Origin of the sequence: Phyllobacterium sp. 22229, assembly GCF_052056495.1 — a bacterium.
GTDB classification, from domain to species: domain Bacteria; phylum Pseudomonadota; class Alphaproteobacteria; order Rhizobiales; family Rhizobiaceae; genus Phyllobacterium; species Phyllobacterium myrsinacearum.
This window is the reverse complement of the sequence record NZ_JBQEPA010000006.1, coordinates 1-26561: the sequence shown is the minus strand read 5'-3', so window position 1 is coordinate 26561 and position 26561 is coordinate 1. Positions and strand designations below refer to the sequence as shown.

Annotated in this window: 26 protein-coding genes; 17 read left to right on the top strand and 9 right to left on the bottom strand. The window is 58.5% G+C overall.

Annotated elements, in window-relative coordinates; all coding sequences use genetic code 11:
- Positions 1 to 4: 4 nt before the first annotated feature.
- The 3 genes from ACTJJ7_RS08795 to acnA form a co-directional block, all read right to left on the bottom strand.
- Positions 5 to 376 carry a DUF2794 domain-containing protein gene (locus ACTJJ7_RS08795; RefSeq protein WP_105734184.1) on the bottom strand — a complete coding sequence of 124 codons (372 nt, stop codon included), beginning with the start codon at positions 374 to 376 and terminating at the stop codon, positions 5 to 7.
- Positions 377 to 769: 393 nt separating this feature from the next.
- Positions 770 to 1540 carry a DUF1223 domain-containing protein gene (locus ACTJJ7_RS08790; protein ID WP_440966604.1) on the bottom strand — a complete coding sequence of 257 codons (771 nt, stop codon included), beginning with the start codon at positions 1538 to 1540 and terminating at the stop codon, positions 770 to 772.
- A 207-nt stretch (positions 1541 to 1747) separates the two neighbouring features.
- Positions 1748 to 4435: an aconitate hydratase AcnA gene (gene acnA, locus ACTJJ7_RS08785; protein ID WP_105734185.1), complete on the bottom strand. Its 2688-nt coding sequence runs from the start codon at positions 4433 to 4435 to the stop codon at positions 1748 to 1750.
- Positions 4436 to 4734: 299 nt separating this feature from the next.
- Between acnA and ccmA the strand changes: the two genes are divergently transcribed.
- From ccmA to ACTJJ7_RS08760, 5 genes are all read left to right on the top strand, one after another.
- Complete coding sequence (ccmA, locus tag ACTJJ7_RS08780; RefSeq protein WP_440966601.1) at positions 4735 to 5346, top strand: heme ABC exporter ATP-binding protein CcmA; 612 nt, start codon at positions 4735 to 4737, stop codon at positions 5344 to 5346.
- Entirely contained in the window at positions 5346 to 6011 is a 666-nt protein-coding gene (ccmB, locus tag ACTJJ7_RS08775; RefSeq protein ID WP_105734187.1) for a heme exporter protein CcmB, read from the top strand. Before ccmA ends, ccmB begins: the two co-directional genes overlap by 1 nt.
- A gap of 91 nt (positions 6012 to 6102) precedes the next feature.
- Positions 6103 to 6873 (top strand): heme ABC transporter permease, encoded by a 771-nt coding sequence (locus ACTJJ7_RS08770; RefSeq protein ID WP_105734188.1) that lies wholly within the window; start codon positions 6103 to 6105, stop codon positions 6871 to 6873.
- The gene (gene ccmD, locus ACTJJ7_RS08765) at positions 6870 to 7040 is read left to right on the top strand and encodes a heme exporter protein CcmD (protein ID WP_130271284.1); all 171 of its coding nucleotides are present in this window, start codon (positions 6870 to 6872) and stop codon (positions 7038 to 7040) included. Before ACTJJ7_RS08770 ends, ccmD begins: the two co-directional genes overlap by 4 nt.
- Complete coding sequence (locus tag ACTJJ7_RS08760; RefSeq protein WP_105734190.1) at positions 7037 to 7633, top strand: DsbE family thiol:disulfide interchange protein; 597 nt, start codon at positions 7037 to 7039, stop codon at positions 7631 to 7633. The genes ccmD and ACTJJ7_RS08760 overlap by 4 nt, the downstream gene beginning before the upstream one ends.
- A 6-nt stretch (positions 7634 to 7639) precedes the next feature.
- Here the strand turns inward: ACTJJ7_RS08760 and ACTJJ7_RS08755 are convergent, their stop codons facing one another.
- The 6 genes from ACTJJ7_RS08755 to ACTJJ7_RS08730 all read right to left on the bottom strand — a co-directional run bounded on the left by ACTJJ7_RS08755 (position 7640) and on the right by ACTJJ7_RS08730 (position 13976).
- Entirely contained in the window at positions 7640 to 8308 is a 669-nt protein-coding gene (locus tag ACTJJ7_RS08755; RefSeq protein ID WP_440966599.1) for a septation protein A, read from the bottom strand.
- Positions 8308 to 9759, bottom strand: coding sequence for a signal recognition particle-docking protein FtsY (gene ftsY / locus ACTJJ7_RS08750; protein WP_440966597.1), 1452 nt, complete (start codon positions 9757 to 9759; stop codon positions 8308 to 8310). Before ftsY ends, ACTJJ7_RS08755 begins: the two co-directional genes overlap by 1 nt.
- 23 nt (positions 9760 to 9782) lie before the next feature.
- Positions 9783 to 11066, bottom strand: a complete 1284-nt coding sequence (gene mtaB, locus ACTJJ7_RS08745; protein ID WP_440966595.1) for a tRNA (N(6)-L-threonylcarbamoyladenosine(37)-C(2))-methylthiotransferase MtaB — start codon at positions 11064 to 11066, stop codon at positions 9783 to 9785.
- Positions 11066 to 11959: a diaminopimelate epimerase gene (gene dapF / locus ACTJJ7_RS08740; RefSeq protein WP_440966845.1), complete on the bottom strand. Its 894-nt coding sequence runs from the start codon at positions 11957 to 11959 to the stop codon at positions 11066 to 11068. The genes mtaB and dapF overlap by 1 nt, the downstream gene beginning before the upstream one ends.
- A gap of 122 nt (positions 11960 to 12081) precedes the next feature.
- On the bottom strand, positions 12082 to 13098 hold the full coding sequence (locus ACTJJ7_RS08735) for an NADP-dependent oxidoreductase (protein ID WP_440966593.1): 1017 nt from the start codon (positions 13096 to 13098) through the stop codon (positions 12082 to 12084).
- A gap of 71 nt (positions 13099 to 13169) precedes the next feature.
- Entirely contained in the window at positions 13170 to 13976 is an 807-nt protein-coding gene (locus ACTJJ7_RS08730; protein WP_440966843.1) for a siderophore-interacting protein, read from the bottom strand.
- Positions 13977 to 14312: 336 nt separating this feature from the next.
- Between ACTJJ7_RS08730 and ACTJJ7_RS08725 the strand changes: the two genes are divergently transcribed.
- The 12 genes from ACTJJ7_RS08725 to ACTJJ7_RS08670 form a co-directional block, all read left to right on the top strand.
- Positions 14313 to 14864 (top strand): protease inhibitor Inh/omp19 family protein, encoded by a 552-nt coding sequence (locus ACTJJ7_RS08725; RefSeq protein ID WP_105734197.1) that lies wholly within the window; start codon positions 14313 to 14315, stop codon positions 14862 to 14864.
- 63 nt (positions 14865 to 14927) lie between these two features.
- A complete protein-coding gene (gene zapE, locus ACTJJ7_RS08720; RefSeq protein WP_105734198.1) occupies positions 14928 to 16109 on the top strand; it encodes a cell division protein ZapE in 1182 nt (393 codons plus the stop codon).
- Between the two features lie 293 nt (positions 16110 to 16402).
- Positions 16403 to 17365, top strand: coding sequence for a malate dehydrogenase (gene mdh / locus ACTJJ7_RS08715; protein ID WP_130271272.1), 963 nt, complete (start codon positions 16403 to 16405; stop codon positions 17363 to 17365).
- Positions 17366 to 17430: 65 nt separating this feature from the next.
- Positions 17431 to 18624, top strand: coding sequence for an ADP-forming succinate--CoA ligase subunit beta (gene sucC / locus ACTJJ7_RS08710; protein ID WP_105734200.1), 1194 nt, complete (start codon positions 17431 to 17433; stop codon positions 18622 to 18624).
- A gap of 11 nt (positions 18625 to 18635) precedes the next feature.
- Positions 18636 to 19121, top strand: a complete 486-nt coding sequence (locus tag ACTJJ7_RS08705; RefSeq protein ID WP_440966589.1) for a DUF1579 family protein — start codon at positions 18636 to 18638, stop codon at positions 19119 to 19121.
- 12 nt (positions 19122 to 19133) lie between these two features.
- Entirely contained in the window at positions 19134 to 20048 is a 915-nt protein-coding gene (gene sucD / locus ACTJJ7_RS08700; protein ID WP_105734202.1) for a succinate--CoA ligase subunit alpha, read from the top strand.
- A gap of 182 nt (positions 20049 to 20230) precedes the next feature.
- Entirely contained in the window at positions 20231 to 23233 is a 3003-nt protein-coding gene (locus tag ACTJJ7_RS08695; protein WP_105734203.1) for a 2-oxoglutarate dehydrogenase E1 component, read from the top strand.
- A gap of 47 nt (positions 23234 to 23280) precedes the next feature.
- Positions 23281 to 24561, top strand: coding sequence for a 2-oxoglutarate dehydrogenase complex dihydrolipoyllysine-residue succinyltransferase (gene odhB, locus ACTJJ7_RS08690; RefSeq protein WP_105734204.1), 1281 nt, complete (start codon positions 23281 to 23283; stop codon positions 24559 to 24561).
- Positions 24562 to 24680: 119 nt separating this feature from the next.
- On the top strand, positions 24681 to 25130 hold the full coding sequence (locus ACTJJ7_RS08685) for a VOC family protein (RefSeq protein WP_105734205.1): 450 nt from the start codon (positions 24681 to 24683) through the stop codon (positions 25128 to 25130).
- 2 nt (positions 25131 to 25132) lie between these two features.
- Positions 25133 to 25783: a LysE family translocator gene (locus ACTJJ7_RS08680; protein WP_440966586.1), complete on the top strand. Its 651-nt coding sequence runs from the start codon at positions 25133 to 25135 to the stop codon at positions 25781 to 25783.
- Between the two features lie 8 nt (positions 25784 to 25791).
- Positions 25792 to 26322 (top strand): hypothetical protein, encoded by a 531-nt coding sequence (locus ACTJJ7_RS08675; protein WP_440966584.1) that lies wholly within the window; start codon positions 25792 to 25794, stop codon positions 26320 to 26322.
- A gap of 33 nt (positions 26323 to 26355) precedes the next feature.
- Positions 26356 to 26561: FAD-dependent oxidoreductase (locus ACTJJ7_RS08670; RefSeq protein ID WP_440966582.1), on the top strand; the 206-nt coding region annotated here is incomplete at its 3' end.

Sequence of the window (26561 nt, the reverse complement as noted above, 5' to 3'; positions counted from 1 at the left end):
CGTCTTAGCTCCGCACGACCCGCAGGGATTTATCGAAGATCTTGAGCACTCTGTCGAGTTCGGTGCCGCGCTTGAGGATAAGGCCGCTTGCGGCAATCACGCTATAGGCGCCTTGCTTGCGGGCCAGCCGCGGATTTTTCTCGATCCGGAACATCGGTACTTCACTGGTCCGGCGAAACACCGAAAACACCGCCCGGTCATTCAGATGGTCAATGGCATAATCGCGCCATTCGCCCGATGAAACCATGAAGCCGTATATTCTGAGGATTTGATCAAGTTCCCGCCGGTTGAATGTAACGGGGAGATCACGTGCGCTGGAGAGTGAAATGAGTTTCGCCTGCTGTTGCGATTCGTCGCCACCTGCATTGCTGTCCATCAATCAATCCGCCTTTAGATTTGCCGTATGACAACTGGATGACAGAAGGGTGACCTGTTCCGCCCGTATTTACAAGCCTGTAAGTGTCAGGGCACGCGCAATTGAACGCAAAAATCTCGCTGCTTCTGTGCTTTTCACAAAGGAATACGCGCTGTTTCCATTGGTGATGCCGGGCCACAGTTTCGCCATGTTGCACTCGCATTGCCGCCGGATTTCAGACCCACCTTCAGCCCGTTGTCTGAGACGGTTCGGCCTTGAGCGGCCCGATACCCCAAGCCCCCCGCCCAAACGGGTTGTTCTGGTCGAACCATTCAGTCTCCGGCAACAATAAGCCCCAAGACTTCAGGCTGGTTTACCAGCCTTTTTTCTTGTCTGCAGAAATGCTCTTTAAAATCAGGGCTTTGTCATGATCGAGGCGCCAATGATCGGCCCCGGTTTGCCTTCACCCAGCATTTCCTGCAACAGGACGGCGCAGCCGGATGCCTTCTTGCTGGCGATCTCGGTCAGCGGAATTTCGATCTTCTGTGATTTGCCGTCCCACATGCCGACGGTTTCCATTGCACGGACGCTGTTGGCATAGCTGACATTGCGTCCGCCGTTTTCGCCATCGGGTATGGAAACAATGGTTTCCTTGTTGAAATAGGCGAGAAGAACACGCACAGGATTTTTTGCGGCAGGCCCATCGCCAATATTGATGAGCAGACGATCCGGCGAGGTTTTTTCGATCGATACGGGAATTGTCAGGCCAGAATCAGCATTGCGCATCTCATCGATTCGCCGCCGGATTTTGCCGCCGTCCTGACCATTCACGTGCTCGCGGCCATTGAGGATTGCCTGGGGGGTGTAGACACCGGTCAGCCCGAGTGCTTTGCGGTAGGCGTTCTGCCGCGCGGTGTTTTCGGGCAGGGCAAGATTGTCGACCCAGCCGCGATAATCCCAGTAATCAACATGGAAGGCCAGCGCGACGACTTTTCCTTCCGAAACCAGCTGCTTGAGGACGGCATCCGCCGGCGGGCAGGAGCCACAGCCCTGCGAGGTATAGAGCTCGACCACGCCATCCGGTTTCGTGCCGATGCTCCCGGCATAGACCGGCCAAGCGACCACCGCCGCTGCCAGAAGCGGGCAGGCGATCAGAATGGCTTTGAACAGAGTGCGCAGGGTCAAGGGTACGAGCTTTCTTCCCGAATTTTTCTTTGATCTTGTGTGAGAGTGATTGCCAGACAATTGATAGGGATGCGTTTTATCAAGAGGAAGTCACTTTGAGGTGAATTCGATCACGTTTACAGGCAAAACCATATAATTATTGGCAAAATCGCGAAAAAAAGACCGCCGGTTGCCCGGCGGCCCATGATTTCAGAGATTTTCGCTGCTTCAGGCGGCGAGATCGCGCAGCACGTATTGCAGGATGCCGCCGTTCTTGAGGTATTCCAGCTCATCGATTGTATCGATACGGCAGATCAATGGCACCTGCTTGACCGTGCCATCGGCGAACGTCACCGTGGCATGGGTTTTCTGACGCGGCTGGATCGTGGCTAGGCCTTCGATGGAAACCGTCTCGTCGCCCTTCAAACCAAGCGACTGCCAGCTTGTACCCTCTTCCAGCACGAAGGGGACGATACCCATTCCGACGAGATTCGAACGATGGATACGCTCGAAGGATTGGGAAATCACAGCGCGAACACCGAGAAGGTTCGTGCCCTTGGCTGCCCAGTCACGCGATGAACCATTGCCGTATTCGATACCGGCAAAGATCACCAGCGGGACGTTCTCGCTGCGGTATTGCATGGCGGCATCATAGATCGGCATTTCCTCTTTCGAGGGGTAATGGATCGTGTAACCGCCTTCGCGGCCATTTTCGCCAAGCATGTGGTTGCGGATGCGGATATTGGCGAAGGTACCGCGCATCATCACTTCATGGTTGCCGCGACGCGTGCCGTACTGGTTGAAGTCCAGGGGTGCCACGCCGTGGTCGGTGAGGTACTTGCCCGCAGGCGAGGCTGCCTTGATTGAACCGGCCGGAGAAATATGGTCGGTGGTGATCTTGTCGCCGAAGAGACCGAGGATACGCGCACCCTTGATATCGTTGACGGTGCCGGGTGTCTTGCCCATGCCGACAAAGTAAGGCGGGTTCTGCACATAGGTCGAGTTGTCATCCCATGCATAGGTCTGGCCAGCCGGTACCTTGACGTCCTGCCAGTTCTGGTCGCCCTTGAACACATCCGCATATTTGGACGCGAACAGCTTGCGGGTGACGTTTTTGGTGATGAACTCCTGGATCTCATGCGACGACGGCCAGATGTCCTTGAGGAACACCGGGTTGCCGTTCTGATCTTCGCCAAGCGGCTCGGTTGTCAGGTCCTTGGTGACCGAACCGGCCAGGGCATAGGCAACAACCAGTGGCGGAGATGCCAGGTAGTTCGCCTGAACGTCCGGCGAAACACGGCCTTCAAAGTTGCGGTTGCCGGAAAGCACGGCAGCAGCAATCAGACCCTTGTCATTGATGGTCTTGGAGATCGGTGCTGGCAGCGGGCCGGAATTGCCGATGCAGGTGGTGCAGCCGAAACCGACCAGATTGAAACCGAGCTTGTCGAGTTCAACCTGCAGGCCGGCGTTCTCGAGATAGGCGGCAACAACCTGCGAGCCCGGCGCCAGCGATGTCTTCACCCAAGGCTTGGACTTCAAACCCTTGGCAGCGGCGTTGCGGGCGAGAAGGCCGGCTGCAATCAGCACGCTCGGGTTCGAGGTATTGGTGCAGGAGGTGATCGCCGCAATGGCGACGTCGCCATGGCCGAGATCATAGTCTTCGCCTTCAACCGGATAGCGGGCATCAAGCTGCGTGGTCTTCTTGTATTCCTTCTGCAGCGATTCGTGGAAACCGGCGGCAATGCCCTCAAGGGCGATACGGCCTTCCGGACGCTTCGGACCCGCCATTGATGGAACGACGGTGCCAAGATCGAGTTCCAGCGTGTCGGTGAATACAGGATCGGCCGAGCCGGGTTCGCGCCACATGCCCTGTGCCTTCGAATAGGCTTCGACCAGAGCCAGACGCTCTTCGTCGCGGCCGGACATGTGCATGTAGTTGATGGTTTCACGGTCGATCGGGAAGAAGCCGCAGGTGGCGCCATATTCCGGACCCATATTGCCGATGGTGGCACGATCAGCCAGCGTCATGCTCTCAAGACCGGGGCCGAAGAACTCGACGAACTTGCCGACAACGCCCTTCTTGCGCAGCATCTGAACCACGGTAAGCACGAGATCGGTTGCTGTTACGCCTTCCTTGACTTTGCCGGTCAGGCGGAAGCCGATGACCTCAGGCAAAAGCATGGAAACCGGCTGGCCCAGCATGGACGCTTCTGCTTCGATGCCGCCAACGCCCCAGCCCAGAACGCCAAGGCCGTTGACCATGGTCGTGTGCGAATCAGTGCCAACGCAGGTATCGGGATAGGCGACGGTGACGCCGTCTTCTTCCTTGGTCCAGACTGCCTGGGCCAGATATTCAAGGTTGACCTGATGGCAGATGCCTGTGCCCGGAGGAACAACGCGGAAATTCTTGAACGCCTGCTGGCCCCACTTCAGGAAGCGGTAACGCTCGCCATTGCGTTCGTATTCGAGATCGACATTGCGTTTGAAAGCCTGCGGATTGCCGAACTCGTCAACGATCACCGAGTGATCGATAACCAGATCAACCGGGACGAGCGGATTGATCTTTTCCGGGTCGCCGCCAAGGTTGACCATGGCATCGCGCATTGCGGCAAGGTCCACAACCGCTGGAACGCCGGTAAAGTCCTGCATGAGGACACGGGCTGGGCGATAGGCGATTTCAGCGCCCGCACTGCCGCGATCAACAAGCCATTTGGCAACGTTTTCGATGTCCTTCTTGAAAACCGAGCGGTTGTCTTCAAAGCGAAGCAGGTTTTCGAGGAGCACTTTCATGGAGAAGGGAAGCTTGGAAATGCCTTCCAGGCCGTTTTTCTCAGCTTCGGTCAAGCTGTAATAGACATATTCCTTATCCCCTACGGATAGGGTTTTACGGCATTTGAAACTGTCGATTTGAGACATGTTGCGTCGTCCTTATGCTACTGGCCTCACCCGGGACGAACGCCTTTGCCGCGTTTCAAGGACGCGCTAAGGTGCGGGTGCAGTCATTTCCGCTGTCCGTCCCGCTACAGGTCCGTAAAGGCGCCTGTATTGAAGATCGGCCAAAAATGGTTTCCATACCGACCGCTGGCATGGTTGACTGCTATATAGAGATTTTCATCGATCTGTGCCAGACCGACATTCGTCAAAATTTGAGACTGCGTCGAAATGCACAGGGTCATTCCGGGCGGCACGTCGGGGTTAACAAGAGCGGGAACTTCATGCGGTTAGTCGCCGAAAATCTGGCAGGGGAGCGGGGCGGGGAGATTTTGTTTTCCGGACTGAACTTTGCCGTCACGGGCGGAGAGGCACTGATGATCACCGGGCCAAACGGGGCCGGCAAGTCGACGCTCCTGCGAATCATCGGCGGACTTCTGGACAAAGCCGAAGGCCGTATCCGGCTTGACGACGCGCCAGCGGGTTTCGATGGGCTTGTTTCCGCCTGCCACTATCTCGGCCATCTCAACGCCATGAAACCCGTCCTGAGCGTCGAAGAGAATCTGCACTTCTGGCAGTCGTTCAACGGCATCGGCGACTATACAATTGCTGAAGCGCTGGACCGCGTCCAGCTCGGCGATATCGGCCATTTGCCGTTCGGCTATCTCTCCACCGGGCAAAAACGGCGTGCCAGTATTGCGCGGCTTCTGATCAGCCGCCGTCCGGTCTGGCTTCTGGACGAGCCGACGGCGGGCCTCGACAAGCGATCGGAGGGTCAGTTCGCCGGTGTCATGCATGCGCATCTTTCCGGCGGGGGCATCGTCATCGCCGCGACCCATCTGCCGCTGGGATTGGACGGTGCCCAGGAACTCGTGATGGGAAGGAACGGCATCTGATGCTTGCGCTGTTTCTCCGCGACACCCGGTTGGGTCTGCGTGCCGGCGGGGGCGTGCTGATCGGGATATTGTTCTTTCTCGCCGTTATCGCCGTCGTGCCGTTCGGTGTCGGGCCGGATTTGAAGCTTCTTGCACGAATTGGACCGGCGATGCTGTGGATCGGCGCGCTTCTGGCGACGCTGCTGGGTCTCGACCGGCTGTTTCAGGCCGATCGCGATGACGGATCTCTCGATCTGCTGATCATGGCGTCGGACAGGCACATGCTGGCGTTGACCGTTCTGGTGAAATGCCTGGCGCATTGGAGCACATGTGTGCTGCCTCTGGTCATTGCCTCCCCCTTGCTCGGTTTGTTCATGAACATGGAGCCGGCGGCTATCGGGGCGACAACCCTGACGCTGTTCGTCGGCACACCGGCCATTACGCTGATCGGAGCAGTCGGCGCCGCGGTTGCCGTGGCATTGCCGCGCGGCGGCCTGCTCGTATCGGTGATCATCCTGCCGTTGACCATTCCCGTGCTGATCTTCGGGGTGTCCGCAGCCTATGGCGCGGTGGAAGACCCCGCGCCATTTGTCGCGCCCTTTCTGATTCTCGTTGCAATTACACTGTTCTTTGCGGTCATTGGGCCACTGGCCGCTGCTGCCGCATTGAAATCATCGGCTGATTGACATGGGCTGCGCGACGCACGATCTTTTCGGGCTTGGGAGGATCATGTGATGGTGAATTGCGAAACTAAGTCCGGGAAGCTAAGAAATCGCCATGAGTGACGCTGCTTCAAAAGCCGGACGCTGGGTCGATCTGGCCAATCCGACCCGGTTCATCAATTTTGCCGGGATCGTGCTGCCATGGCTTGTCGGGATCACATTGCTGGTTTTGGCTGCCGGATTGTGGATGTCTTTCCAGGCGCCCGATGACTACCAGCAGGGCTCGACCGTCAAAATCATGTTCATCCACGTGCCTTTCGCTTGGCTGTCGATGATGTGCTATACGGTCATGAGCATTTCAGCCATCGGAACGCTGGTCTGGCGTCACCCGCTGGCGGATGTCTCAGCCAAGGCAGCGGCACCCATTGGCGCTGCTTTCACGGCTCTCGCCCTGATTACCGGCTCATTGTGGGGCAAGCCCATGTGGGGCACATGGTGGGTGTGGGATGCGCGGCTGACGTCGGTTTTCGTGCTGTTCCTGATGTATCTTGGTATCATTGCGCTGACCCGTGCGATGGACGATCCGGCAAAATCCTCCAAGGCCACGGCCATCCTGACGCTGGTCGGCTTCATCAACATTCCGATCATCAAGTTCTCCGTCGACTGGTGGAACACATTGCATCAGCCCGCGTCGGTTATCCGCATGGGCGGACCAACCATTCATCCTTCATTGCTCTGGCCGCTTCTCGTGATGGCCGTCGGCTTCACGCTCCTGTTCTTCACCCTGCACATCATGGCGATGCGCAATGAGATCTGGCGCAGACGGGTTGTCGCCATGCGCCGCATTGCGGCTCGCAGTGCGGAACGGAGGGGAGTGTCATCATGACCCATACGGCTTTCGTCCTTGCATCCTACGGCGTGTCCATCGCGGTCCTCGTGGCACTCGTCGGCTGGATACTGATCGATCAGCGCACGCAGCGCCTCGCACTGCAGGAACTGGAAACCCGCGGCGTTCGCCGCCGCTCCGAGGCGCGAACGGATAATGCATCGTGAGCGGGCCGGATATTAAAGGGCAGGCTCCACACCGGCGCTTCTCGCTGTTTGCATTCCTGCCCCTGCTGCTCTTTGTGGTTCTGGCCGGTATCTTTGCCTTTCAGCTCGCGCTTGGGCGAGACGAAAGCGTCATCCCGTCGGCATTGATCGGCAAGCCAGCTCCGAACCTGACCCTTCCGGCTCTGGCGGGACTGACCAGGGGCGGGCAACCGGTTCCGGGTATCGATCCCTCCGCATTCAAGGGCCAACTGACACTGGTCAATGTCTTTGGCTCGTGGTGTGTGCCGTGCCGTGCAGAACATCCACTGTTGATGCAGCTTGCCAAGGACAAGCGGTTTCGTATCGCCGGTCTCAACTATAAGGACAAGGACGAAAACGCTCTGAAATTCCTGGGTGAACTTGGCAATCCGTTCGACATGATCGGTGTTGATGCGAGCGGCCGGGCCGGGATCGAATGGGGTGTCTATGGCGTGCCGGAAACGTTCCTTGTCGGTCGCGCCGGCACCATTCTCTACAAGCACGTCGGACCTTTCAGCGAGGCATCGATCCGTGATGATCTGATGCCTGCTGTTGAAAAGGCGCTGAAGCCTTAAGACCGGCTATTTTTCCTTGCCCTGCGCGCCTTTGCCTGCGAGTGGCTCAAGCGAGTGTTTCATCACCAGCGGCATTTGCGCGAAGGTGAACAGCAAGGTGATCGGCATGGTGCCCCAGACCTTGAAGGCAACCCAGAAATCCGTCGAAAAGCTGCGCCAGACCACTTCGTTCAGAACGGCCAGGAATAGGAAGAATATGCCCCAGCGCAGGGTGAGTTTGCGCCAGCCCTCGGGATTGAGCTTGAAGGCACTGTCGAACACATAACCGAGAAGCGATTTGCCGAAATAGAGACCGCCCAGCAGGATCACTCCGAACAGGGCATTGATGATGGTCGGCTTTATCTTGATGAAGTTTTCGTCGTGCAGCCAAAGCGTCAGGGAACCAAACACCAGTACCACGATGCCTGAAACCAGCGGCATGATCGGCAGGCTGCGGATCAATATCCACGACACGGCAAGCGCCAGCACGGTTGCAATCATGAACAGCGCGGTGGCGATGAAAATCGGCCCGCCGATATTGGCCAGCACGGGAAAGCGTTCGATCAGCCATTCGCCGCGGGAATTGGCGAAGAAGAAGACCATCAGCGGTCCGAGTTCCAGCACCAGCTTGAGAAGGGGTGTGACTTCCTTGCGCTTGGGATCGGACGGATCCCGTTCAAATACGGATTGATCCATCATGCAACTCCCGCGATGGCTTTGGCAAAATCTTTGGCGGCAAAGGGCTCGAGATCATCGACCTGCTCGCCCACGCCGATGAAATAGACCGGCAATTTGTGCTTGGCTGAAATGGCAACGAGAATGCCGCCGCGCGCCGTGCCGTCGAGCTTGGTCATGACGAGGCCATTGACGCCGGCGATATTCTTGAAAATCTCGACCTGATTGAGGGCATTCTGACCGGTGGTGGCATCCAGTGTCTGCAGCACGGTATGCGGTGCTTCGGGATCGTTCTTGCCGAGGACGCGGACGATCTTGGCAAGTTCGTCCATCAGTTCGGTCCGGTTCTGCAGGCGTCCGGCCGTGTCGATGATCAGGACGTCGCTTCCGGCCTCCTTCGCCTGTTTCCAGGCATCATAGGCAAGTCCGGCCGCATCCGCACCAAGCTTCGACGAAACCACCGGTGCGCCGGTGCGCTTGCCCCAGATATGCAATTGCTCGATCGCCGCTGCGCGGAATGTATCGCCGGCCGCCAGCATGACGCTGAGGCCGCCTGCGGTGAGCTTGGCCGCTAGCTTGCCGATGGTTGTGGTCTTGCCGGTGCCGTTGACGCCGACTACCAGAATGACATGCGGCTTGTGCGAAAGGTCGAGCTCCAGCGGCTTGGCAACCGGCCCGAGGACCTTTTCGATCTCCGTTGCCATGATGGTGCGGACTTCTTCCGAACTGATATCCTTGCCGTAACGTGTGGCGCTCAGGGAACCGGTGATGCGGATGGCGGTTTCCATGCCGAGGTCCGCCTGAATCAGCACATCTTCGAGATCCTGCAGCGTGTCTTCATCGAGCTTGCGGCGCGTAAAGATGCCGCCGATGGAATCGCCCAGCTGTTGGGATGAGCGGGCCAGGCCCTTGCGCAGCCGTTCGAACCAGGTAAGGCGCTTCTCTGGCTCGGCGCTGACCTGCTCTTCGGCCTTCTTCTCCTCGACGGTCCTGGTGACCGTTACCTTTGATGAAGCGGGCTTGGCTGGTGCAACCGGCTCCACCGGTGCAGGTACGTCGATGACAGGTTCCGGCACATGTACGGGCGGTGTCAGCGCTTCTGCCAGCGTCTGTTCAAACGGCTCTTCCGCGGCATTGAACGGAATGGGCAGCTCTTCCTCGACCGGCGGAACAACCGGTTCAGGCTCGGCCAATATTGTCTCCGGTACAATTGGCGCCAAAACCGGTTCAGGTTCCGGCTCGGCCGCAACCGGCGCTGGTTCTTCAACCGGCACAGGTTCAACAAATTTGGTCTCGACCGGCTCTGCCTCGCCAGGAACGGGCAGGGCTTCCTGTGCCGTCGTGTCCTCATACACCTGTTCGATGGTCGGATGAACGGGTGCCTCGAGCGCGGGGGCAGGTGCTTCGGCCGGAACCTCGTCGACTTCCTTCTTGCCGAATGAAAATATCTTTTTGATAAAACCCAGAGCCATGAATGCTGCTTTGCTCGTTGTGATTACGCTGCGTGCCGGTCGCTGTCCGCGGCCAGCAGCCTGTCGCCGTCATGCCCGCTGATCGGCCGTTCAATAATTTCGCCGGGTGCCCCGCCATTCAGACCGACGAGGGTAAACCCTTCGGTCCGGCCAAGCCCCTCGCGTTCGACGAGTATGCGCTGGTTCGTGCCGACAAGACGGTCGAGGTGGGAGCGATAAGCGGCCTCGCCTGCCGCCCGCAGCCGGGCAGCGCGGGCTTTGACGATCTGCCGGTTCACCTGCGGCATGCGCGCTGCAGGCGTGCCTTCGCGCGGGCTGAACGGGAAGACATGCAGATGCGTGAGGCCGCATTCCTCGACAATACCGATGGAGTTTTCAAACATTGCATCGGTCTCGGTAGGAAAACCGGCAATGATATCCGCGCCGAACACGATATCGGGGCGGATCTTGCGAACATTTTCGCAGAACTCGATGGAGTTCTCGCGCAAATGGCGACGCTTCATCCGCTTCAGGATCATGTTGTCGCCCGACTGCAGCGACAGATGCAGGTGCGGCATCAGGCGGGTTTCCGTAGCCAGTGCCTCCATCAGATCATCATCCGCTTCAATCGAATCGATGGATGAAAGGCGCAGGCGCTTCAGGTCGGGTACCTGGCCGAGAACGGTTTTTACGAGTTTTCCAAGGCGCAGGCTGCCCGGCAGGTCGGGGCCGTAACTCGTCATGTCGACGCCAGTGAGGACCACTTCGTTATAGCCGTTGCCGACGAGCCGCTTGACCTGTTCGATCACGCCCCCCATCGGTACGGACCGGGAATTGCCGCGGCCATAGGGGATGATGCAGAAGGTGCAGCGATGATCGCAGCCGTTCTGCACCTGCACAAAGGCCCGTGCCCGGCCCTCGATGGCATCGACCATGTGCGATGCGGTTTCACGCACCTCCATAATGTCGTTGACGCGCACCTTTTCGAACTGGTTGACACCGAAATCGGGCAGCATGCGATAGGAATTGGATTTGAGTTTTTCCTCGTTGCCGAGAACGAGATCAACCTCGTCCATGGCGGCAAATTCGTCGGCTCCGGTCTGGGCGGCGCAGCCGGTGACAATGATGCGGGCCTGCGGATTGTCGCGGCGTGCCTTGCGGATTGCCTGCCGCGCCTGCCGTACGGCTTCGCTGGTCACGGCACAGGTGTTGAAGATGATCGCACCATTTTCCAGCGCGCCAAGCCCGGCGGCGTCGGCTTCGCGCTTCATCACCTCGGATTCGTAGGTGTTGAGGCGGCAGCCAAATGTGACGACATCCACAGCCATCAGGCGGCTCCCTGCGATGGCGCTGTTTCGTCCCGCTGCCATTGACCGCTCTGTGGATCGAACGAGCCGGAAAATTCCCATTCGGCGGGTCCGGTCATCATGACATGGTCGTTGTCCAGCCATTCAATCACCAGGGGACCACCAGGCACTGTGACTGTCACGGTTCGCTCGGTGCGGCCCGTGCGGGCGCCGGAAACGGCCGCAGCACAGGCGGCCGAACCGCAGGCCCGGGTCAGCCCGGCACCGCGCTCCCAGGTGCGCAGGGTCATGGCATTGCGGCTGGTCACATGGGCAATCGAGATATTGGCGCGTTCGGGGAAAATCGGGTGATTTTCGAGCAGCGGGCCAAAACGTTCGAGATCATAGGTCCATACATCCTGATTGACCCAGAAGATCGCGTGCGGGTTGCCCATGCTTGCGACGGAAGGGGAGTGCAGGACGGGCGCATCAATCGGCCCGATCTGCAATTCGATCTGTCGCGTGTCGTGGAAGGCTTCAGCCAGCGGGATGTCCTGCCAGCCGAAACGCGGCTTGCCCATATCGACGGAAATCATGCCGTCGGCATGTTCATGAGCCGTCAAAATTCCGGCGATGGTTTCGAAGGTAAATTCGCGCCTGCCGGTTTCGGCGGCAAGCGCCTGGACGACACAGCGCATGCCGTTGCCGCAGGCCTGTGCCTGGGTGCCGTCAGAGTTGATGATCTCGATATAGGCTTCCGTACCCTGGGTGCGCGGCGCATGGATTGCCATGATCTGATCGAACTTGGTGGCTGGATCGCCATTGAGCGCAATGGCGGCTCCCGGCGTAACATGATCCGTACGGCCACGCATGTCGGCAACGATTATCTCGTTGCCAAGCCCGTTCATCTTTGCAAATTGCGTGCGCACTGCCATGCTTCCGTCAGCCTGTATAGCCATTCCGATGCCGATAGAGGGCTTATATGGCGGAAAAGGTGAAGAATTGCCAGTGCCAGCCGTATCAAAGCTGTATCACCGGCATTCGACCCTGTCCGGCGTCAGGCGACCCGGATCACCAGCTTGCCGAAATTATGCCCTTTCAGAAGCCCCATGAAAGCTTCCGGAGCATTGGTGAGCCCATCGACAATGTCCTCACGGTACTTGACTTCGCCGTTGCGCAGCCAGCCGCTCATGGTTTCAAGGAAGACCGGTCGCTGATCAATGAACTCACGCTGGATGAAACCGCGTACAGTCAGGCTCTTCTTCAGGATGTCGCGCATGAGCGCCGGCAGGCGATCCTTGCCGGAAAGGTCAAGGCCGTCATATTGTGCGATCAGACCGCAGACCGGTACACGCGCGAACGTGTTGAGCAGCGGGAAAACCGCGTCCCAAACTGCACCGCCGACATTTTCAAAGTAAACGTCGATACCCTTCGGACAGGCCTGTTGCAGCTGTTCGGCAAAATCGGGTGCGCGGTGGTCAATCGCGACATCGAACCCCAGTTCGTCGCGGACGAATGCGCATTTGTCTGCGCCGCCGGCAATGCCGACAGCCCGTGCACCCTTGATTCGGGCGATTTGGCCGACCGTCGATCCCACCGGCCCGCTGGCGGCGGCGACAACGACGGTTTCGCCGGGCTTGGGCTGGCCGATAGTCAGGAGTCCCGCATAGGCTGTAAAACCCGGCATGCCGAGAATGCCGACAGCCGTTGACAGTGGCGCGGCATCCGGATCGAGCTTGCGCAGACCGGTACCGTCGGAGAGGGCGTAGCTCTGCCAGCCGGAATGGGAGAGAACGATATCGCCAGGTTTGTAACCGGGATGTTTGCTCTCGATCACCTCCGCAACGGTTCCGCCTTCCATGACCCCGTCAACGGCAACCGGAGCCGCATAGGACACCGCGTCGTCCATACGGCCGCGCATATAGGGATCGAGAGACAGGAACAGAATCTTGAGCAGGACCTCACCATTGCCAGGCGCGGGAACCGGTACGGTTTCGATTCGGAAATTATCAGGTTTTACCGGACCTTGTGGCCTGGATGCGAGGACGATGCGCGTGTTTTGCGGCTGGGACATGGTCTTGATCCTTGTGGGGAGGGCATAAACCCTACCCCAGCCCTCTCAGCCCGGCAACGCAAAGATGATTGTCAGTGGGGTTCGTGAGCGTCCGCCACGCCGCGCAACCAGTAGCCAGCCGCTTTCACCCACTCGCCGTTGAACCCGCGCTGCTCGACCAGATGGTTGCGGATGGATTTGGATATGCCGCTTTCGCAGGCGATGAAGGCGTAGCAATCGCCCTCGGGCAATGTCAGGCTTTCAATCGTTCGCAGCAACAGCTCATTGTTACCCGCCTCCGCACCATTGCGGTGGACCCAGACGATCCCGGCATTGGCGCTGGTCTTGAGATCCTGTTCTTCGGCTTTATCCTCGACCTCAATCACTGCGACGACGCGGGCCGTGGCCGGCAGTTCTTCGAGGCGGCGCCCGATGGCGGGCAGGGCCGTCTCGTCACCTGCCAGGAAGTACCAGTCATAGGCATCGGGAATGATCATCGATCCGCGAGGGCCGCCAATGACGATCTGCTGGCCTGGTTTGGCCTGGGCTGCCCATGTGGATGCGGGGCCGTCACCATGCAGCACGAAATCGACATCAAGGGTGTTGGATGCCTTATGATAGCTGCGCGGTGTGTAGTCACGCATCTCTGGTCGCGGCTTATCTTCGGGAAAACTGATCCCATCGGGGCCGAGCACGGGAACAATCGGCCCGCTGCCGGCAGGTGGGAAGAAAACCTTGATGTGATCGCCATAACCGGCACTGACAAATCCTTCCAGCTGGTCGCCGGCAAGGGTGACGCGCACCATGCGCGGTGTCAGATGTTTCACGTCCTGCACATCGAGAAGACGCAGGCGCGTTTCATGGCGAATTCTTTGTGGTGTTTTATTCATGAGTGTCATACTCAAGAAATACTCCTGCCGCCAACGGAACTCAATGGGGCTCCTCACACTTTTCTGTCATCACCCCATATTGCCATCATAAGACTTTATTCACCTTAAAATGGTTGACTTGCGTAAGGTTATGGCTTCGGGCCGAACGGGAATAGCTCTGGATAGTGTGGCGATATTACCAGTTCAGGGAGTTTTTGATGCTTCTGCCGCGGCGGCGGGCCGGAAACAGGCCTGTTTTGCCGTCTGGCGGGTTGAAATTTCGCTGCGATATCCTTTGTATCGCGGGTGACAATGCCAAGTCGAATCGCATTTTTTCTGTTTGATGCGTAGATGGAGAGTAAGACTATGGGGACTTTGAACGTCAATTTGCTGGCCGTTGCCGCTGTCGGCATGGTTCTGGCAGGCTGCCAGAGTACGCGCTTTGACAATGATGGTATGGACCGCGTAACGCCCCGGCCTGCGCCCTTGCAGTCTGCGCCGTCCGGAACCGTGACCCAGAGCCAGCTACCGCCGCCCGGCGGCGCCAATCAGTTTCCAACAGCACCAACCACCGGTAGCGGTGCTGCGCCTGCCGCCCAGGGCACGCAGGTCGCATCGCTTCCGCCGGCAAACGCCCCTGATGTGACGGCCAGCAGTGTGGCCGGCGTCTGGAACGCCTCTCTGGCCGGTCAGTCCTGCAAGATCGCAACGCCGCAGACCAAGTTCGGTCAGGGTTATCGCGCCGGTCCGTTGCGTTGCCCGGGTGAACTGGCCAATCTTTCGTCCTGGGCCGTGAGCGGCAAGCAGCTCACCCTGTATGATGCTGCAGGTGGAACGGTCGCGCGGCTTTACTCCTCAGGGTCGTCACGCTTTGATGGCCAGACCTCCGGCGGGCAGAATCTGAGCCTGTCGCGTTAAGCCCGAAATGGGAGTGTGCAGCGCGAATTCGGCGGCTGCACACGTCCGGAGACTGCAGTCCGCATGTCGCACGATAATCTGAAAGTGTTTCCCTCCGTGCGCGAGCGCTACGATTCGCTGGTGCAGGCGGGGGATATTGCTGCCGATCCGGCACAGGAGCAACTGGCGGACCGTTTCGACCGGCTGATACGCGAGCTGGCGACAAAACGGCTTGCCACCAAGTCCAGTGCGCTGGGCTGGCTGTTCAGCCGCCGTTCGCCGCGGCACGAGATAATCAAGGGCCTTTATATCTTTGGCGAGGTGGGACGCGGCAAAACCATGCTGATGGACATGTTTCATCAGCTTGTTCCGGCCAAGCGCAAGCGCCGGGCGCATTTTCTTGACTTCATGGCTGATGTGCACGAGCGCATCAATGCGCATCGCAAGGCCCACAAGAACGGCGAGACGAAGCAGGACGATCCGATCCCGCCCGTTGCCGATGCCCTGGCGGAACAGGCCTGGGTTTTGTGTTTCGATGAGTTCACCGTCACGGATATCGCCGATGCGATGATCCTGTCGCGTTTGTTCAGGGCACTGTTCGAGCGCGGTGTTGTGCTCATTGCGACGTCCAATGTGGAGCCGGACAATCTTTATCGCGATGGTCTGAACCGCCAGCTGTTCCTGCCGTTCATCGACCTGCTCAAGACCCATGTCGATGTGGTCAATCTGGATGCCCGCACGGATTACCGGCTGGAGAAGCTCAACCGCATGCCGGTTTATCTCTCGCCTTTGTCCGACGCGACAAAGCAGGGAATGGATGAAGCCTGGCACACCGCAACCGAAGGTGCTGCCGTTTCAGAAGACCATTTCAAAGTCAAAGGCCACAATGTGATGGTGCCGCGGGCGGCACGGCATGCGGCGCGTTTTGGCTTTGCCGATCTCTGCTCGAAGCCTTTGGGCGCGCTTGACTATGCGGCCATCATTGCGCGCTACCAGACCATCTTCATCGATGATGTGCCGATTCTCGACTATGCCAGGCGCAACGAGGCCAAGCGTTTCATTATCCTGATCGACATTTTGTACGATCACCACGTGCATGTGGTGATTTCTGCGGCGGCGTCACCGGACAAGCTTTATGAAGCCAAGCGCGGCACCGAAGCTTTCGAGTTCGACCGCACCGCATCCCGGCTTTTTGAAATGCAGAGCGAGGAGTACCTGAGCGAAGCAGCGCAGGCGCAGGAAATGCCGATATCCTCGGAAGCCTGAGCGGGCTATCAAATGACTGTGATACGGGTCGCCCTTATTTCATCATTTTGATATGTTGCCTATGTTAGATAATGCCAGAAAAACCTTCCCCAAGCTAAATCCAATTGACGTTTACGTAAATCCCATCAAATCTAAACGATTGAATTTATTGAGGGGAAAATTTTTGGTTGAGTTATTTTTGAAAGAGGAATATTCGAACGTCCCAACGCAAAGGCGCATGATCGCGGGCTGTGCCCGGTGTCGTCGATGTCCTTTGGCGTCCGTCCAGACTTCAGATCAGGGAAGTAACCAGCATGGCACGTAACAAAATCGCCCTCATCGGTTCAGGCATGATCGGTGGCACATTGGCACATTTGATCGGGCTCAAGGAGCTCGGTGACATCGTGCTCTTCGACATCGCAGAAGGTATTCCTCAGGGCAAAGGGCTCGATATTGCCCAGTCGTCACCGGTTGACGATTTTGACGCCAAGCTCGTCGGCGCCAATGACTATTCGGCGATCGAGGGTTCGGATGTGGTCATCGTGACCGCCGGTGTCCCACGCAAGCCCGGCATGAGCCGTGACGATCTGCTCGGCATCAACCTCAAGGTCATGGAACAGGTTGGCGCGGGCATCAAGAAGTACGCGCCCAACGCATTTGTCATCTGCATCACCAACCCGCTCGACGCGATGGTCTGGGCATTGCAGAAATTCTCCGGCCTGCCGAAGAACATGGTCGTCGGCATGGCTGGCGTTCTCGACAGCGCGCGCTTCCGCTATTTCCTCGCTGATGAATTCAAGGTTTCGGTGGAAGATGTCACTGCCTTCGTTCTCGGCGGCCATGGCGATTCGATGGTGCCGCTCGCCCGTTACTCCACCGTTGCCGGCATTCCGCTGCCGGATCTCGTCAAGATGGGCTGGACCAGCCAGGAAAAGCTCGACCAGATCATTCAGCGCACCCGTGACGGCGGCGCGGAGATCGTTGGCCTGCTGAAGACCGGTTCGGCCTTCTATGCCCCGGCTTCGTCGGCAATCCAGATGGCTGAAGCCTTCCTCAAGGACAAGAAGCGTGTTCTGCCTGTCGCAGCGCATCTCTCCGGCCAGTACGGCGTCAAGGACATGTATGTCGGCGTTCCGGTCATCATCGGTGCCGGCGGCGTGGAACGCATCATCGAAATCGATCTCAACAAGACCGAAGAAAAGGCGTTCGAAAACTCGGTGGCTTCTGTCGCCGGTCTTTGCGAAGCCTGCATCGCCATCGCGCCGAACCTCAAGTAATTCGGCCTGAACGTTCTGAAACGATCCCGTGCACGCACCGGATTTTTCGTAGAGGAAGTTAACTGATGAATATTCACGAATATCAGGCCAAGCGCCTGCTCCACTCCTTCGGTGCGCCGATTGCCAATGGCGTTGCCGTCTATTCCGTCGAGCAGGCGGAAGAGTGGGCAAAGACGCTGCCGGGTCCGCTTTACGTGGTGAAAAGCCAGATCCATGCGGGCGGCCGCGGCAAGGGCAAGTTCAAGGAACTCGGTCCCGATGCGAAGGGCGGCGTCCGCCTTTCCAGGTCGGTCGAAGAAGTTGTTGCCAATGCCAAGGAAATGCTCGGCAACACGCTCGTGACCAAGCAGACCGGCCCGGCCGGCAAGCAGGTCAACCGCCTTTACATCGAAGACGGTGCGGACATTGATCGCGAGCTTTATCTGTCGATCCTCGTTGACCGTACGGTCGGCCGCCCGGCTTTCGTGGTATCCACGGAAGGCGGCATGGACATTGAAGCTGTCGCGCACGACACACCGGAAAAGATCATCACCGTGGCGATCGATCCCGAAAAGGGCGTGACGGCAGATGACATAAACAAGATCAACGATGCGTACGGGCTGACCGGCGAAGCCCGGACGGATGGTGAATCGCTGTTCCCGATCCTGTACAAGGCGTTCACCGAGAAGGACATGAGCCTGCTCGAAGTCAATCCGCTGATCGTCATGACCAATGGCCGTCTGCGTGTTCTCGATGCCAAGGTTTCCTTCGACGGCAATGCACTGTTCCGTCATCCCGACGTGGTTGAACTGCGTGACACCACGGAAGAAGACGCCAAGGAAATCGAGGCCTCCAAGTATGACCTGGCCTATGTTGCTCTCGACGGCAACATCGGCTGCATGGTCAATGGTGCCGGTCTTGCCATGGCAACGATGGACATCATCAAGCTTTATGGTGCGGAGCCTGCGAACTTCCTCGACGTTGGCGGCGGCGCCAGCAAGGAGAAGGTGACGGCTGCGTTCAAGATCATCACGGCCGATCCGGCGGTTGAAGGCATCCTGATCAACATTTTCGGCGGCATCATGAAGTGCGATGTGATTGCCGAGGGTGTGATTGCTGCGGTCAAGGAAGTGGGCCTGAAGGTTCCGCTGGTTGTCCGTCTTGAAGGCACCAATGCCGAGCTCGGCAAGAAGATCATCAATGAAAGCGGCCTCAACGTCGTTTCCGCCGATGATCTCGATGACGCCGCTCAGAAGATCGTCAAGGCAGTCAAGGGCTAAAGAGCGCGCCGATGACCACCCCATCGCCCCTTCGACCGGAGCATCAACGTCTTCAGGCCCTTCTGGGTTCGTTTGAAGGCGACGAGCAGGTTTCGGCCACGCCCTGGACCAGTGCCGGGGCGGCGAAGGGATATCTTTCCGCCGAGAGCGATCTCGGCGGATTGTTTCTGAACCAGACCTATCGTCAGGTTCGCGATGGCCAGACGACATTCGAAGCCCGGAACATTTTCGGCTTCGATGTCAAGGACGGCACCTACAAGCTGTATCAGTTCGATACCGTCGGCTTTGTCCCGCCCGCTCCGGCGACGGGCACATGGGCCGGCGACGAACTGGTTCTGGAAAAGTCGTCACCACGCGGCAAGGCCCGCAGCCGCTATCAATTCGAAGATCAAGACCGGTTCCGGTTGCGTGTGGAATTTGCACCGGCCGGAAGCGACATCTGGCAGGACGTCGTCAGCGGTGTCTACCGCCGTATCGTGCCTGTCGATCACCAATAGAAAAGGTCTCGTATGTCCATTCTCGTCAACAAAGACACCAAGGTTCTCGTGCAGGGCCTGACCGGCAAGACCGGAACATTCCACACCGAACAGGCTTTGGCCTATTACGGTACCCAGATGGTTGGTGGTATCCACCCGAAAAAGGGCGGCGAGACCTGGGAAGGCAAGTTGCCGACCGGTGCCGGCGCCCAGCTGCCGATCTTTGCGTCGGTTGCCGAAGGCAAGGATCGCACCGGTGCCAACGCCTCGGTCATCTATGTGCCGCCGGCAGGTGCTGCCGAAGCCATCATCGAGGCGATCGATGCGGAAATCCCGCTGATCATCTGCATCACCGAAGGCATTCCGGTCATCGACATGGTTCGCGTCAAGGCCCGCCTCGAGCGTTCCGCCTCGCGCCTGATCGGCCCGAACTGCCCCGGCGTGCTTACCCCGGAAGAATGCAAGATCGGCATCATGCCGGGCAATATCTTCCAGAAGGGTTCGGTGGGTGTTGTATCCCGCTCCGGCACACTTACCTATGAGGCAGTGTTCCAGACAACCAATGAAGGCCTTGGCCAGACAACGGCAGTCGGTATCGGCGGCGATCCTGTAAAGGGCACCGAGTTCATCGACATCCTGGAAATGTTCCTGGCTGACGAAGCCACCAAGTCGATCATCATGATCGGCGAAATCGGCGGCTCGGCTGAGGAAGATGCAGCCCAGTTCATTGCGGATGAAGCCAAGCGCGGCCGCAAGAAGCCAATGGCCGGTTTCATTGCCGGACGTACGGCTCCTCCCGGACGCACCATGGGCCATGCGGGTGCGGTTATCTCCGGCGGCAAGGGCGGCGCGGAAGACAAGATCGCTGCCATGGAAGCGGCGGGCATCCGTGTGTCGCCGTCACCGGCGCAGCTCGGCAAGACATTGGTTGAAGTCCTCAAGGGCTAAAACCCAAGCGGGCGGATTTCCGCCTGCGGCAAGGATCAAGACGGATCGGGGCGGCTCTTCGCCCTGATCAATTCAGGGGGATTTCCCGGCAAGGGCCGGAAACCTCAACCCAGAGTGTTCCGGGACACGATGTCCCGGATGCTCTCATCAAGGGAGACGGAGCGGGTGCTCCGGTCACACACATGGCACGTCAAGAACAGGCCAACGACATTTTTGCGCTCACATCATTTCTCTATGGTGGCAATGCTCACTATATCGAGGAACTGCATGCGCAGTATGAGCAGGATCCGAATTCAGTCGGGCCCGAATGGCAGGAATTCTTTGCCAACCTCAACGACAGCAAGGCCGATGTCATCAAGAACGCGCAGGGCGCTTCCTGGGAGAAGCCGAACTGGCCGATTGCCGGCAACGGCGAACTGGTTTCGGCGCTCGACGGCAATTGGGGTGAAGTCGAAAAGCACATCACCGACAAGCTGAAGGCAAAGTCGGCCAACGGCGCGGCTGCACCTGTTGCCAAGGCTGCTTCCGATGCGGACATCATCCACGCTGCCCGCGATTCGGTCCGCGCCATCATGATGATCCGCGCCTACCGCATGCGCGGCCACCTGCATGCCAAGCTCGATCCGCTGGGTCTGGCTGAGGTGAAGGAAGATTACAACGAGCTTTCCCCCGAGAGCTATGGCTTCTCGCCCGCCGACTACGACCGCAAGATCTTCATCGACAATGTGCTGGGTCTCGAATATGCGACGATCCCGCAGATGCTCGACATCCTGCAGCGCACCTATTGCTCGACCATTGGCGTCGAGTTCATGCATATTTCCGATCCCGTGGAAAAGTCATGGATTCAGGAACGCATCGAGGGCCCGGACAAGGGCGTCGCATTTACGCCTGAAGGCAAGAAGGCCATCCTTTCCAAGCTGGTCGAAGCTGAAGGTTTCGAGCAGTTCATTGACGTCAAGTACAAGGGCACGAAGCGTTTCGGTCTTGATGGCGGCGAATCGCTCATTCCGGCCCTCGAACAGATCGTCAAGCGCGGCGGATCGATGGGTCTCAAGGAAATCGTCCTTGGCATGGCGCATCGCGGCCGCCTGAACGTGCTCAGCCAGTTCATGGCCAAGCCGCACCGCGCCATTTTCCATGAATTCAAGGGTGGCTCCTATACGCCCGATGATGTCGAAGGCTCGGGCGACGTGAAGTACCATCTGGGTGCTTCCTCGGATCGCGAATTCGATGGCAACAAGGTTCACCTGTCGCTGACCGCGAACCCGTCGCACCTCGAAATCGTCAATCCGGTTGTCATGGGCAAGGCGCGTGCCAAACAGGACCTCCTTGCCGGCCGCGAACGCGACGACATGGTGCCTTTGTCCGAGCGCGCCAAGATCATGCCGCTGCTCCTGCATGGCGATGCCGCTTTTGCCGGCCAGGGCGTGGTTGCGGAATGTCTTGGCCTTTCCGGCCTGCGCGGGCACCGCGTTGCCGGTACGGTGCATTTCATCATCAACAACCAGATCGGCTTTACCACCAATCCGCGGCTGTCGCGTTCCTCGCCCTATCCGTCCGATGTGGCGAAGATGATCGAGGCGCCGATTTTCCACGTGAATGGCGATGATCCGGAAGCGGTGGTCTATGTGGCAAAGATTGCCACCGAGTATCGCATGACCTTCCACAAGCCGGTGGTCATCGACATGTTCTGCTACCGCCGCTTCGGCCACAACGAAGGCGACGAGCCTGCGTTCACGCAGCCACTGATGTACAAGACGATCCGTGGCCAGAAGACCACCGTGCAGCTTTATTCGCAGAAGCTGATCGATGAAGGCCTGGTCAATCAGGCGGAAGTCGATGCCATGCGCGCCGCATGGCGCGAAAAGCTTGAACAGGAATTCGAAGCCGGACAGCATTACAAGCCCAACAAGGCCGACTGGCTGGATGGTGCCTGGAGCGGTCTGCGCACGGCCGACAATGCCGACGAGCAACGCCGCGGAAAGACCGGGCTTCCCTTGAAGACGGTCAAGGAAATCGGCAAGAAACTGTCTGAGGTTCCCGCCGGTTTCAACGTGCACCGGACGATCCAGCGCTTCCAGGACAACCGCGCCAAGATGATCGAAACGGGCGAAGGGTTCGACTGGGCGATGGCCGAGGCTCTTGCCTTTGGCTCGCTGGTTATCGAAGGCCACCCGATCCGCCTGTCCGGCCAGGACGTGGAACGCGGTACGTTCAGCCAGCGTCATTCGGTTCTCTACGATCAGGAAACCGAGCAGCGCTACATCCCGCTCAACAACCTGCAGAAGGGCCAGGCCATCTACGAAGTCATCAATTCGATGCTTTCGGAAGAGGCCGTGCTTGGTTTCGAGTACGGTTATTCGCTGTCCGATCCGCGCGCGCTGACCCTGTGGGAAGCCCAGTTCGGCGATTTCGCCAACGGCGCCCAGGTGGTGTTCGATCAGTTCATTTCCTCGGGTGAGCGCAAGTGGCTGCGCATGTCCGGCCTCGTCTGCCTGCTGCCGCATGGCTATGAGGGCCAGGGACCGGAACACTCCTCTGCGCGTCTTGAGCGCTATCTGCAGCTCTGTGCGGAAGACAATATGCAGGTGGCGAACTGCACCACACCTGCCAATTACTTCCACATCCTGCGCCGCCAGATGAAGCGTGATTTCCGCAAGCCGCTGATCCTGATGACACCGAAGTCGCTGCTGCGCCACAAGCGGGCTGTGTCTTCCATCGGTGATTTCACCGGCGATTCCTCGTTCCACCGTCTGCTGTGGGATGATGCGCAGCTGTTGAAGGATCAGCCGATCAAGCTGCAGAAGGACTCCAAGATCCGCCGCGTCGTGCTCTGCTCCGGCAAAGTCTACTACGACCTCTACGAAGAGCGCGAAAAGCGCGGCATCGATGACGTCTACCTGCTGCGCGTGGAACAGCTGTATCCGTTCCCGGCCAAGGCGCTGATCACGGAACTGTCCCGCTTCCGCAATGCGGAGATGGTCTGGTGTCAGGAAGAACCCAAGAACATGGGTGCCTGGGCCTTCATCGACCCCTATCTGGAATGGGTTCTGGCGCATATCGATGCCAAGCATCAGCGCGTCCGCTATACCGGACGTCCTGCCGCTGCATCGCCTGCAACGGGCCTCATGTCCAAACACCTTGCACAGCTCGAAGCATTCCTTGAAGATGCCCTCGGCGCCTAAACCACAACAAACAGAAGTCATCTGAAGATCAACGGAAGAGCAAGATCATGGCAACCGAAATCCGCGTCCCAACGCTGGGCGAATCCGTTTCCGAAGCGACCATTGGCAAATGGTTCAAGAAAGTCGGCGATGCGATTGCCGTCGACGAGCCTTTGGTGGAACTCGAGACCGATAAGGTAACGATCGAGGTTCCAGCCTCCGCTGCCGGTTCCCTTGAGGAAATCACCGCCAAGGAAGGCGATACTGTCGAGGTTGGCGCCTTGCTCGGCATGATTGGCGGTGCCGGTGCCGCTTCTGCGAAGAAGGAAGAGGCCAAGCCCGAAGCCATCGCCCAGGCATCGGGTGCCGCTGGTGCGTCGTCAACGGCAGAAGCCGAGAACAAGGCTGCTCAGATTGCCGGCAACACGCCGATCACGGAACGCAAGGAGAGCGAGATGCCTGCGTCCCCCGCAGCGTCGAAGCTGCTGGCGGAAAAGGGCGTTTCGGTCTCGCAGGTCGAGGGTTCCGGAAAGCGCGGCCAGGTTCTCAAGGGCGATGTGCTTGATGCCGTCGCCAAGGGCATTGCCGCACAGCCTGCCGCTGCTCCGGCACCGCAGGCGGCACGTCCGGCCTCTTCGGCTGATGATGCCTCACGTGAAGAGCGGGTGAAAATGACCCGCCTGCGCCAGACCATTGCACGCCGCCTCAAGGATGCCCAGAGCACGGCTGCGATGCTGACCACTTACAATGAAGTGGACATGTCGGCGGTGATGGACCTGCGCAACCGCTACAAGGAAATCTTCGAGAAGAAGCATGGCGTCAAGCTCGGTTTCATGGGTTTCTTCACCAAGGCTGTTACGCATGCACTGAAGGAAATCCCGGCGGTCAATGCCGAGATCGATGGCACTGACATCATCTACAAGAACTTTGCCCATGTCGGCGTTGCCGTCGGTACGGACAAAGGTCTCGTCGTGCCGGTCGTGCGCAACGCCGACCAGATGTCGATTGCGGAAATCGAGAAGGACATCGGCCGTCTCGGCAGAGCTGCCCGTGATGGCGCGCTGTCGATGGCCGATATGCAAGGCGGTACGTTCACCATTTCCAACGGCGGCGTGTACGGTTCGCTGATGTCGTCGCCGATCCTCAATGCACCGCAGTCCGGTATTCTTGGCATGCACAAGATCCAGGACCGTCCGGTTGTTGTTGGCGGCCAGATCGTTATCCGTCCGATGATGTATCTTGCCCTCAGCTATGATCATCGCATCGTTGACGGCAAGGAAGCCGTGACCTTCCTCGTGCGGGTCAAGGAAAGCCTGGAAGATCCGGAACGTCTGGTTCTCGATCTGTAAGATTGCGAAGAACGGCCTTGCCGGCAGGGCAGGGCCGTTTTTGCAGTGTGGTGAATTGCACCGGATTGATTTAGTCTTGCGGCCCAATCACAAACTGACGTGATGAAAGGCGATTCAAAATGGCTTTTGCACCGAATTTCCCACCTGTCGAACCCCATATCTGCGTGAAAGGCGGCATTGAAGCGATCGCCTTCTACGAAAAGGCCTTTGGTGCCGAAAATACCTTCAGGCAACTGACCGATGATGGCAAGCGCGTGTTGCATGCCACTCTCTCGCTGTTTGGCGGCTCGATCATGCTGCATGACGAATTTCCCGAATACAAAAACCCGGACGGTGAGAATGATGTTTTATCGCCGGTCACCCGCGGCGGCGCGAGCGTTGCGCTGAACATCAATCTCGCCAAGCCCGCCGATGTCGATGCGGCGGTGAACCGTGCGGTGGCGGCCGGTGCGACGGTGATCATGCCCGTTGAGGATACGTTCTGGAATGCCCGCTATGGCCGTATTCGTGATCCCTTTGGTCATGTCTGGGCCTTCAACGCCGCGCTTGAAGCGCCTGCCGGAGAATAAGCATGTCACACTACATGTATGAGTTCCTCGGCCTGATGGCTGTTTTCTCGATCATGATCGTCTCGCCGGGCGCCGATTTCGCCATTGTTGTGCGCCAGAGCATCGTGCATGGCCGCCGCAGTGCCATCATGACCAGCTTCGGCATCGGTGCCTCGCTGCTCTTCCATATCAGCTACACCATTCTTGGCCTTGGCCTTCTGGTGTCCAAATCGCTGTTTCTCTTCGGCATGCTGAAATGGGCAGGCGCTGCCTATCTGTTCTATCTGGGCATCAAGGCTCTGCGCGCTCCCGGCATGGAAGCATCTGGGGAAGCACCTGGAGCTATCGCCGGCGACGCTGGGGAAAAGAATATTTCCGACTGGCGTTGTTTTCTCATGGGATTTGTCACCAATGCGCTCAATCCCAAGCCGGTCCTGTTCTTCCTGTCGCTGTTTTCAGCGCTGGTCAGCCACGAAACCCCGGCGCTGGTGCAGGCAACCTACGGCCTGTTCATGGCCACCGCGCTTATTGCCTGGTTTGTCGCCGTATCCACGTTCTTCACCATGCAATCCGTGCGTGACCGTTTTGTTGCGTGGGGACGCTGGTTCAACCGCGTGACCGGCCTGGTTTTCATCGGCCTCGGCATCAAGCTCGCGACGCAGCAGGCGAGCTAGGAACACGGATGATCAGATTGCCCAGCTTTCGTCCTGGAAACAGCGTCGCCCTGCTTGCGGCGCTCGGCATGATCCTGTCATCGCCAGCCTTCGCGGCCTGCCTGCAGGACCATGCGGTCTATACGGACCGGGATGACGACTACACGCTGACCTTTAAAAGCGTTCCCGACGATGGGCCGGCGATCACGACCAATGAATTCACCATCAAGATGAATGACAGCGATCTGAAGATGGACGGTGTTGTCACCTGGAACAAGGATGGTAGCAGGCCCAATGCCGTCATCACATACAAGTGCCCGGCAGGCGATGCGGTAGGTGCAGAGCTGCAGCAATGCACCGTCTGGAAAGGCGTCGTCTACGCCTTGAAGGAAGGCGCCGATGCCGAGCTGCTGCCAAAGGCCAAGGAGCCCTCGGCCCAGGCATTGCTCTTGCCGGATTTCTCCGGCGCCATGAGCAGTTTCAATTTCAAACTTGAAAAGCCCTTGGAGACTTTCCCGTGGGAAGTCTTCCGTTTCAAAGAATGCGTGCCCGAACAATAGTTTCGCGTTGCGTCAGAAGAGAAGGATTAAATCATGTCATATGACGTCGTCATCATCGGAACGGGCCCTGGCGGCTATGTCTGTGCGATCAAGGCTGCACAACTCGGCCTGAAGACTGCGGTGATCGAAAAGCGCGATACATTTGGCGGCACCTGCCTCAATATCGGCTGCATTCCCTCCAAGGCATTGCTGCATGCTTCGGAAGTCTTCCATGAGGCCGGCCACACCCATGCAAAGCT

Excerpts from the sequence above, each read along its gene's own strand:
- dapF (WP_440966845.1), bottom strand. The coding sequence starts at position 11,959 with ATGGCAGTGCGCACGCAATTTGCAAAGATGAACGGGCTTGGCAACGAG.
- ccmD (WP_130271284.1), top strand. The coding sequence starts at position 6,870 with ATGACCCATACGGCTTTCGTCCTTGCATCCTACGGCGTGTCCATCGCG.
- ACTJJ7_RS08795 (WP_105734184.1), bottom strand. The coding sequence starts at position 376 with ATGGACAGCAATGCAGGTGGCGACGAATCGCAACAGCAGGCGAAACTC.
- ACTJJ7_RS08695 (WP_105734203.1), top strand. The coding sequence starts at position 20,231 with ATGGCACGTCAAGAACAGGCCAACGACATTTTTGCGCTCACATCATTT.
- ACTJJ7_RS08705 (WP_440966589.1), top strand. The coding sequence starts at position 18,636 with ATGACCACCCCATCGCCCCTTCGACCGGAGCATCAACGTCTTCAGGCC.
- ACTJJ7_RS08675 (WP_440966584.1), top strand. The coding sequence starts at position 25,792 with ATGATCAGATTGCCCAGCTTTCGTCCTGGAAACAGCGTCGCCCTGCTT.
- mdh (WP_130271272.1), top strand. The coding sequence starts at position 16,403 with ATGGCACGTAACAAAATCGCCCTCATCGGTTCAGGCATGATCGGTGGC.
- ACTJJ7_RS08730 (WP_440966843.1), bottom strand. The coding sequence starts at position 13,976 with ATGACACTCATGAATAAAACACCACAAAGAATTCGCCATGAAACGCGC.
- ACTJJ7_RS08725 (WP_105734197.1), top strand. The coding sequence starts at position 14,313 with ATGGGGACTTTGAACGTCAATTTGCTGGCCGTTGCCGCTGTCGGCATG.
- mtaB (WP_440966595.1), bottom strand. The coding sequence starts at position 11,066 with ATGGCTGTGGATGTCGTCACATTTGGCTGCCGCCTCAACACCTACGAA.
- ACTJJ7_RS08735 (WP_440966593.1), bottom strand. The coding sequence starts at position 13,098 with ATGTCCCAGCCGCAAAACACGCGCATCGTCCTCGCATCCAGGCCACAA.
- acnA (WP_105734185.1), bottom strand. The coding sequence starts at position 4,435 with ATGTCTCAAATCGACAGTTTCAAATGCCGTAAAACCCTATCCGTAGGG.
- sucD (WP_105734202.1), top strand. The coding sequence starts at position 19,134 with ATGTCCATTCTCGTCAACAAAGACACCAAGGTTCTCGTGCAGGGCCTG.
- ACTJJ7_RS08680 (WP_440966586.1), top strand. The coding sequence starts at position 25,133 with ATGTCACACTACATGTATGAGTTCCTCGGCCTGATGGCTGTTTTCTCG.
- ACTJJ7_RS08755 (WP_440966599.1), bottom strand. The coding sequence starts at position 8,308 with ATGGATCAATCCGTATTTGAACGGGATCCGTCCGATCCCAAGCGCAAG.
- odhB (WP_105734204.1), top strand. The coding sequence starts at position 23,281 with ATGGCAACCGAAATCCGCGTCCCAACGCTGGGCGAATCCGTTTCCGAA.
- sucC (WP_105734200.1), top strand. The coding sequence starts at position 17,431 with ATGAATATTCACGAATATCAGGCCAAGCGCCTGCTCCACTCCTTCGGT.
- ftsY (WP_440966597.1), bottom strand. The coding sequence starts at position 9,759 with ATGGCTCTGGGTTTTATCAAAAAGATATTTTCATTCGGCAAGAAGGAA.
- ACTJJ7_RS08685 (WP_105734205.1), top strand. The coding sequence starts at position 24,681 with ATGGCTTTTGCACCGAATTTCCCACCTGTCGAACCCCATATCTGCGTG.
- ACTJJ7_RS08770 (WP_105734188.1), top strand. The coding sequence starts at position 6,103 with ATGAGTGACGCTGCTTCAAAAGCCGGACGCTGGGTCGATCTGGCCAAT.
- ccmB (WP_105734187.1), top strand. The coding sequence starts at position 5,346 with ATGCTTGCGCTGTTTCTCCGCGACACCCGGTTGGGTCTGCGTGCCGGC.
- zapE (WP_105734198.1), top strand. The coding sequence starts at position 14,928 with ATGTCGCACGATAATCTGAAAGTGTTTCCCTCCGTGCGCGAGCGCTAC.
- ccmA (WP_440966601.1), top strand. The coding sequence starts at position 4,735 with ATGCGGTTAGTCGCCGAAAATCTGGCAGGGGAGCGGGGCGGGGAGATT.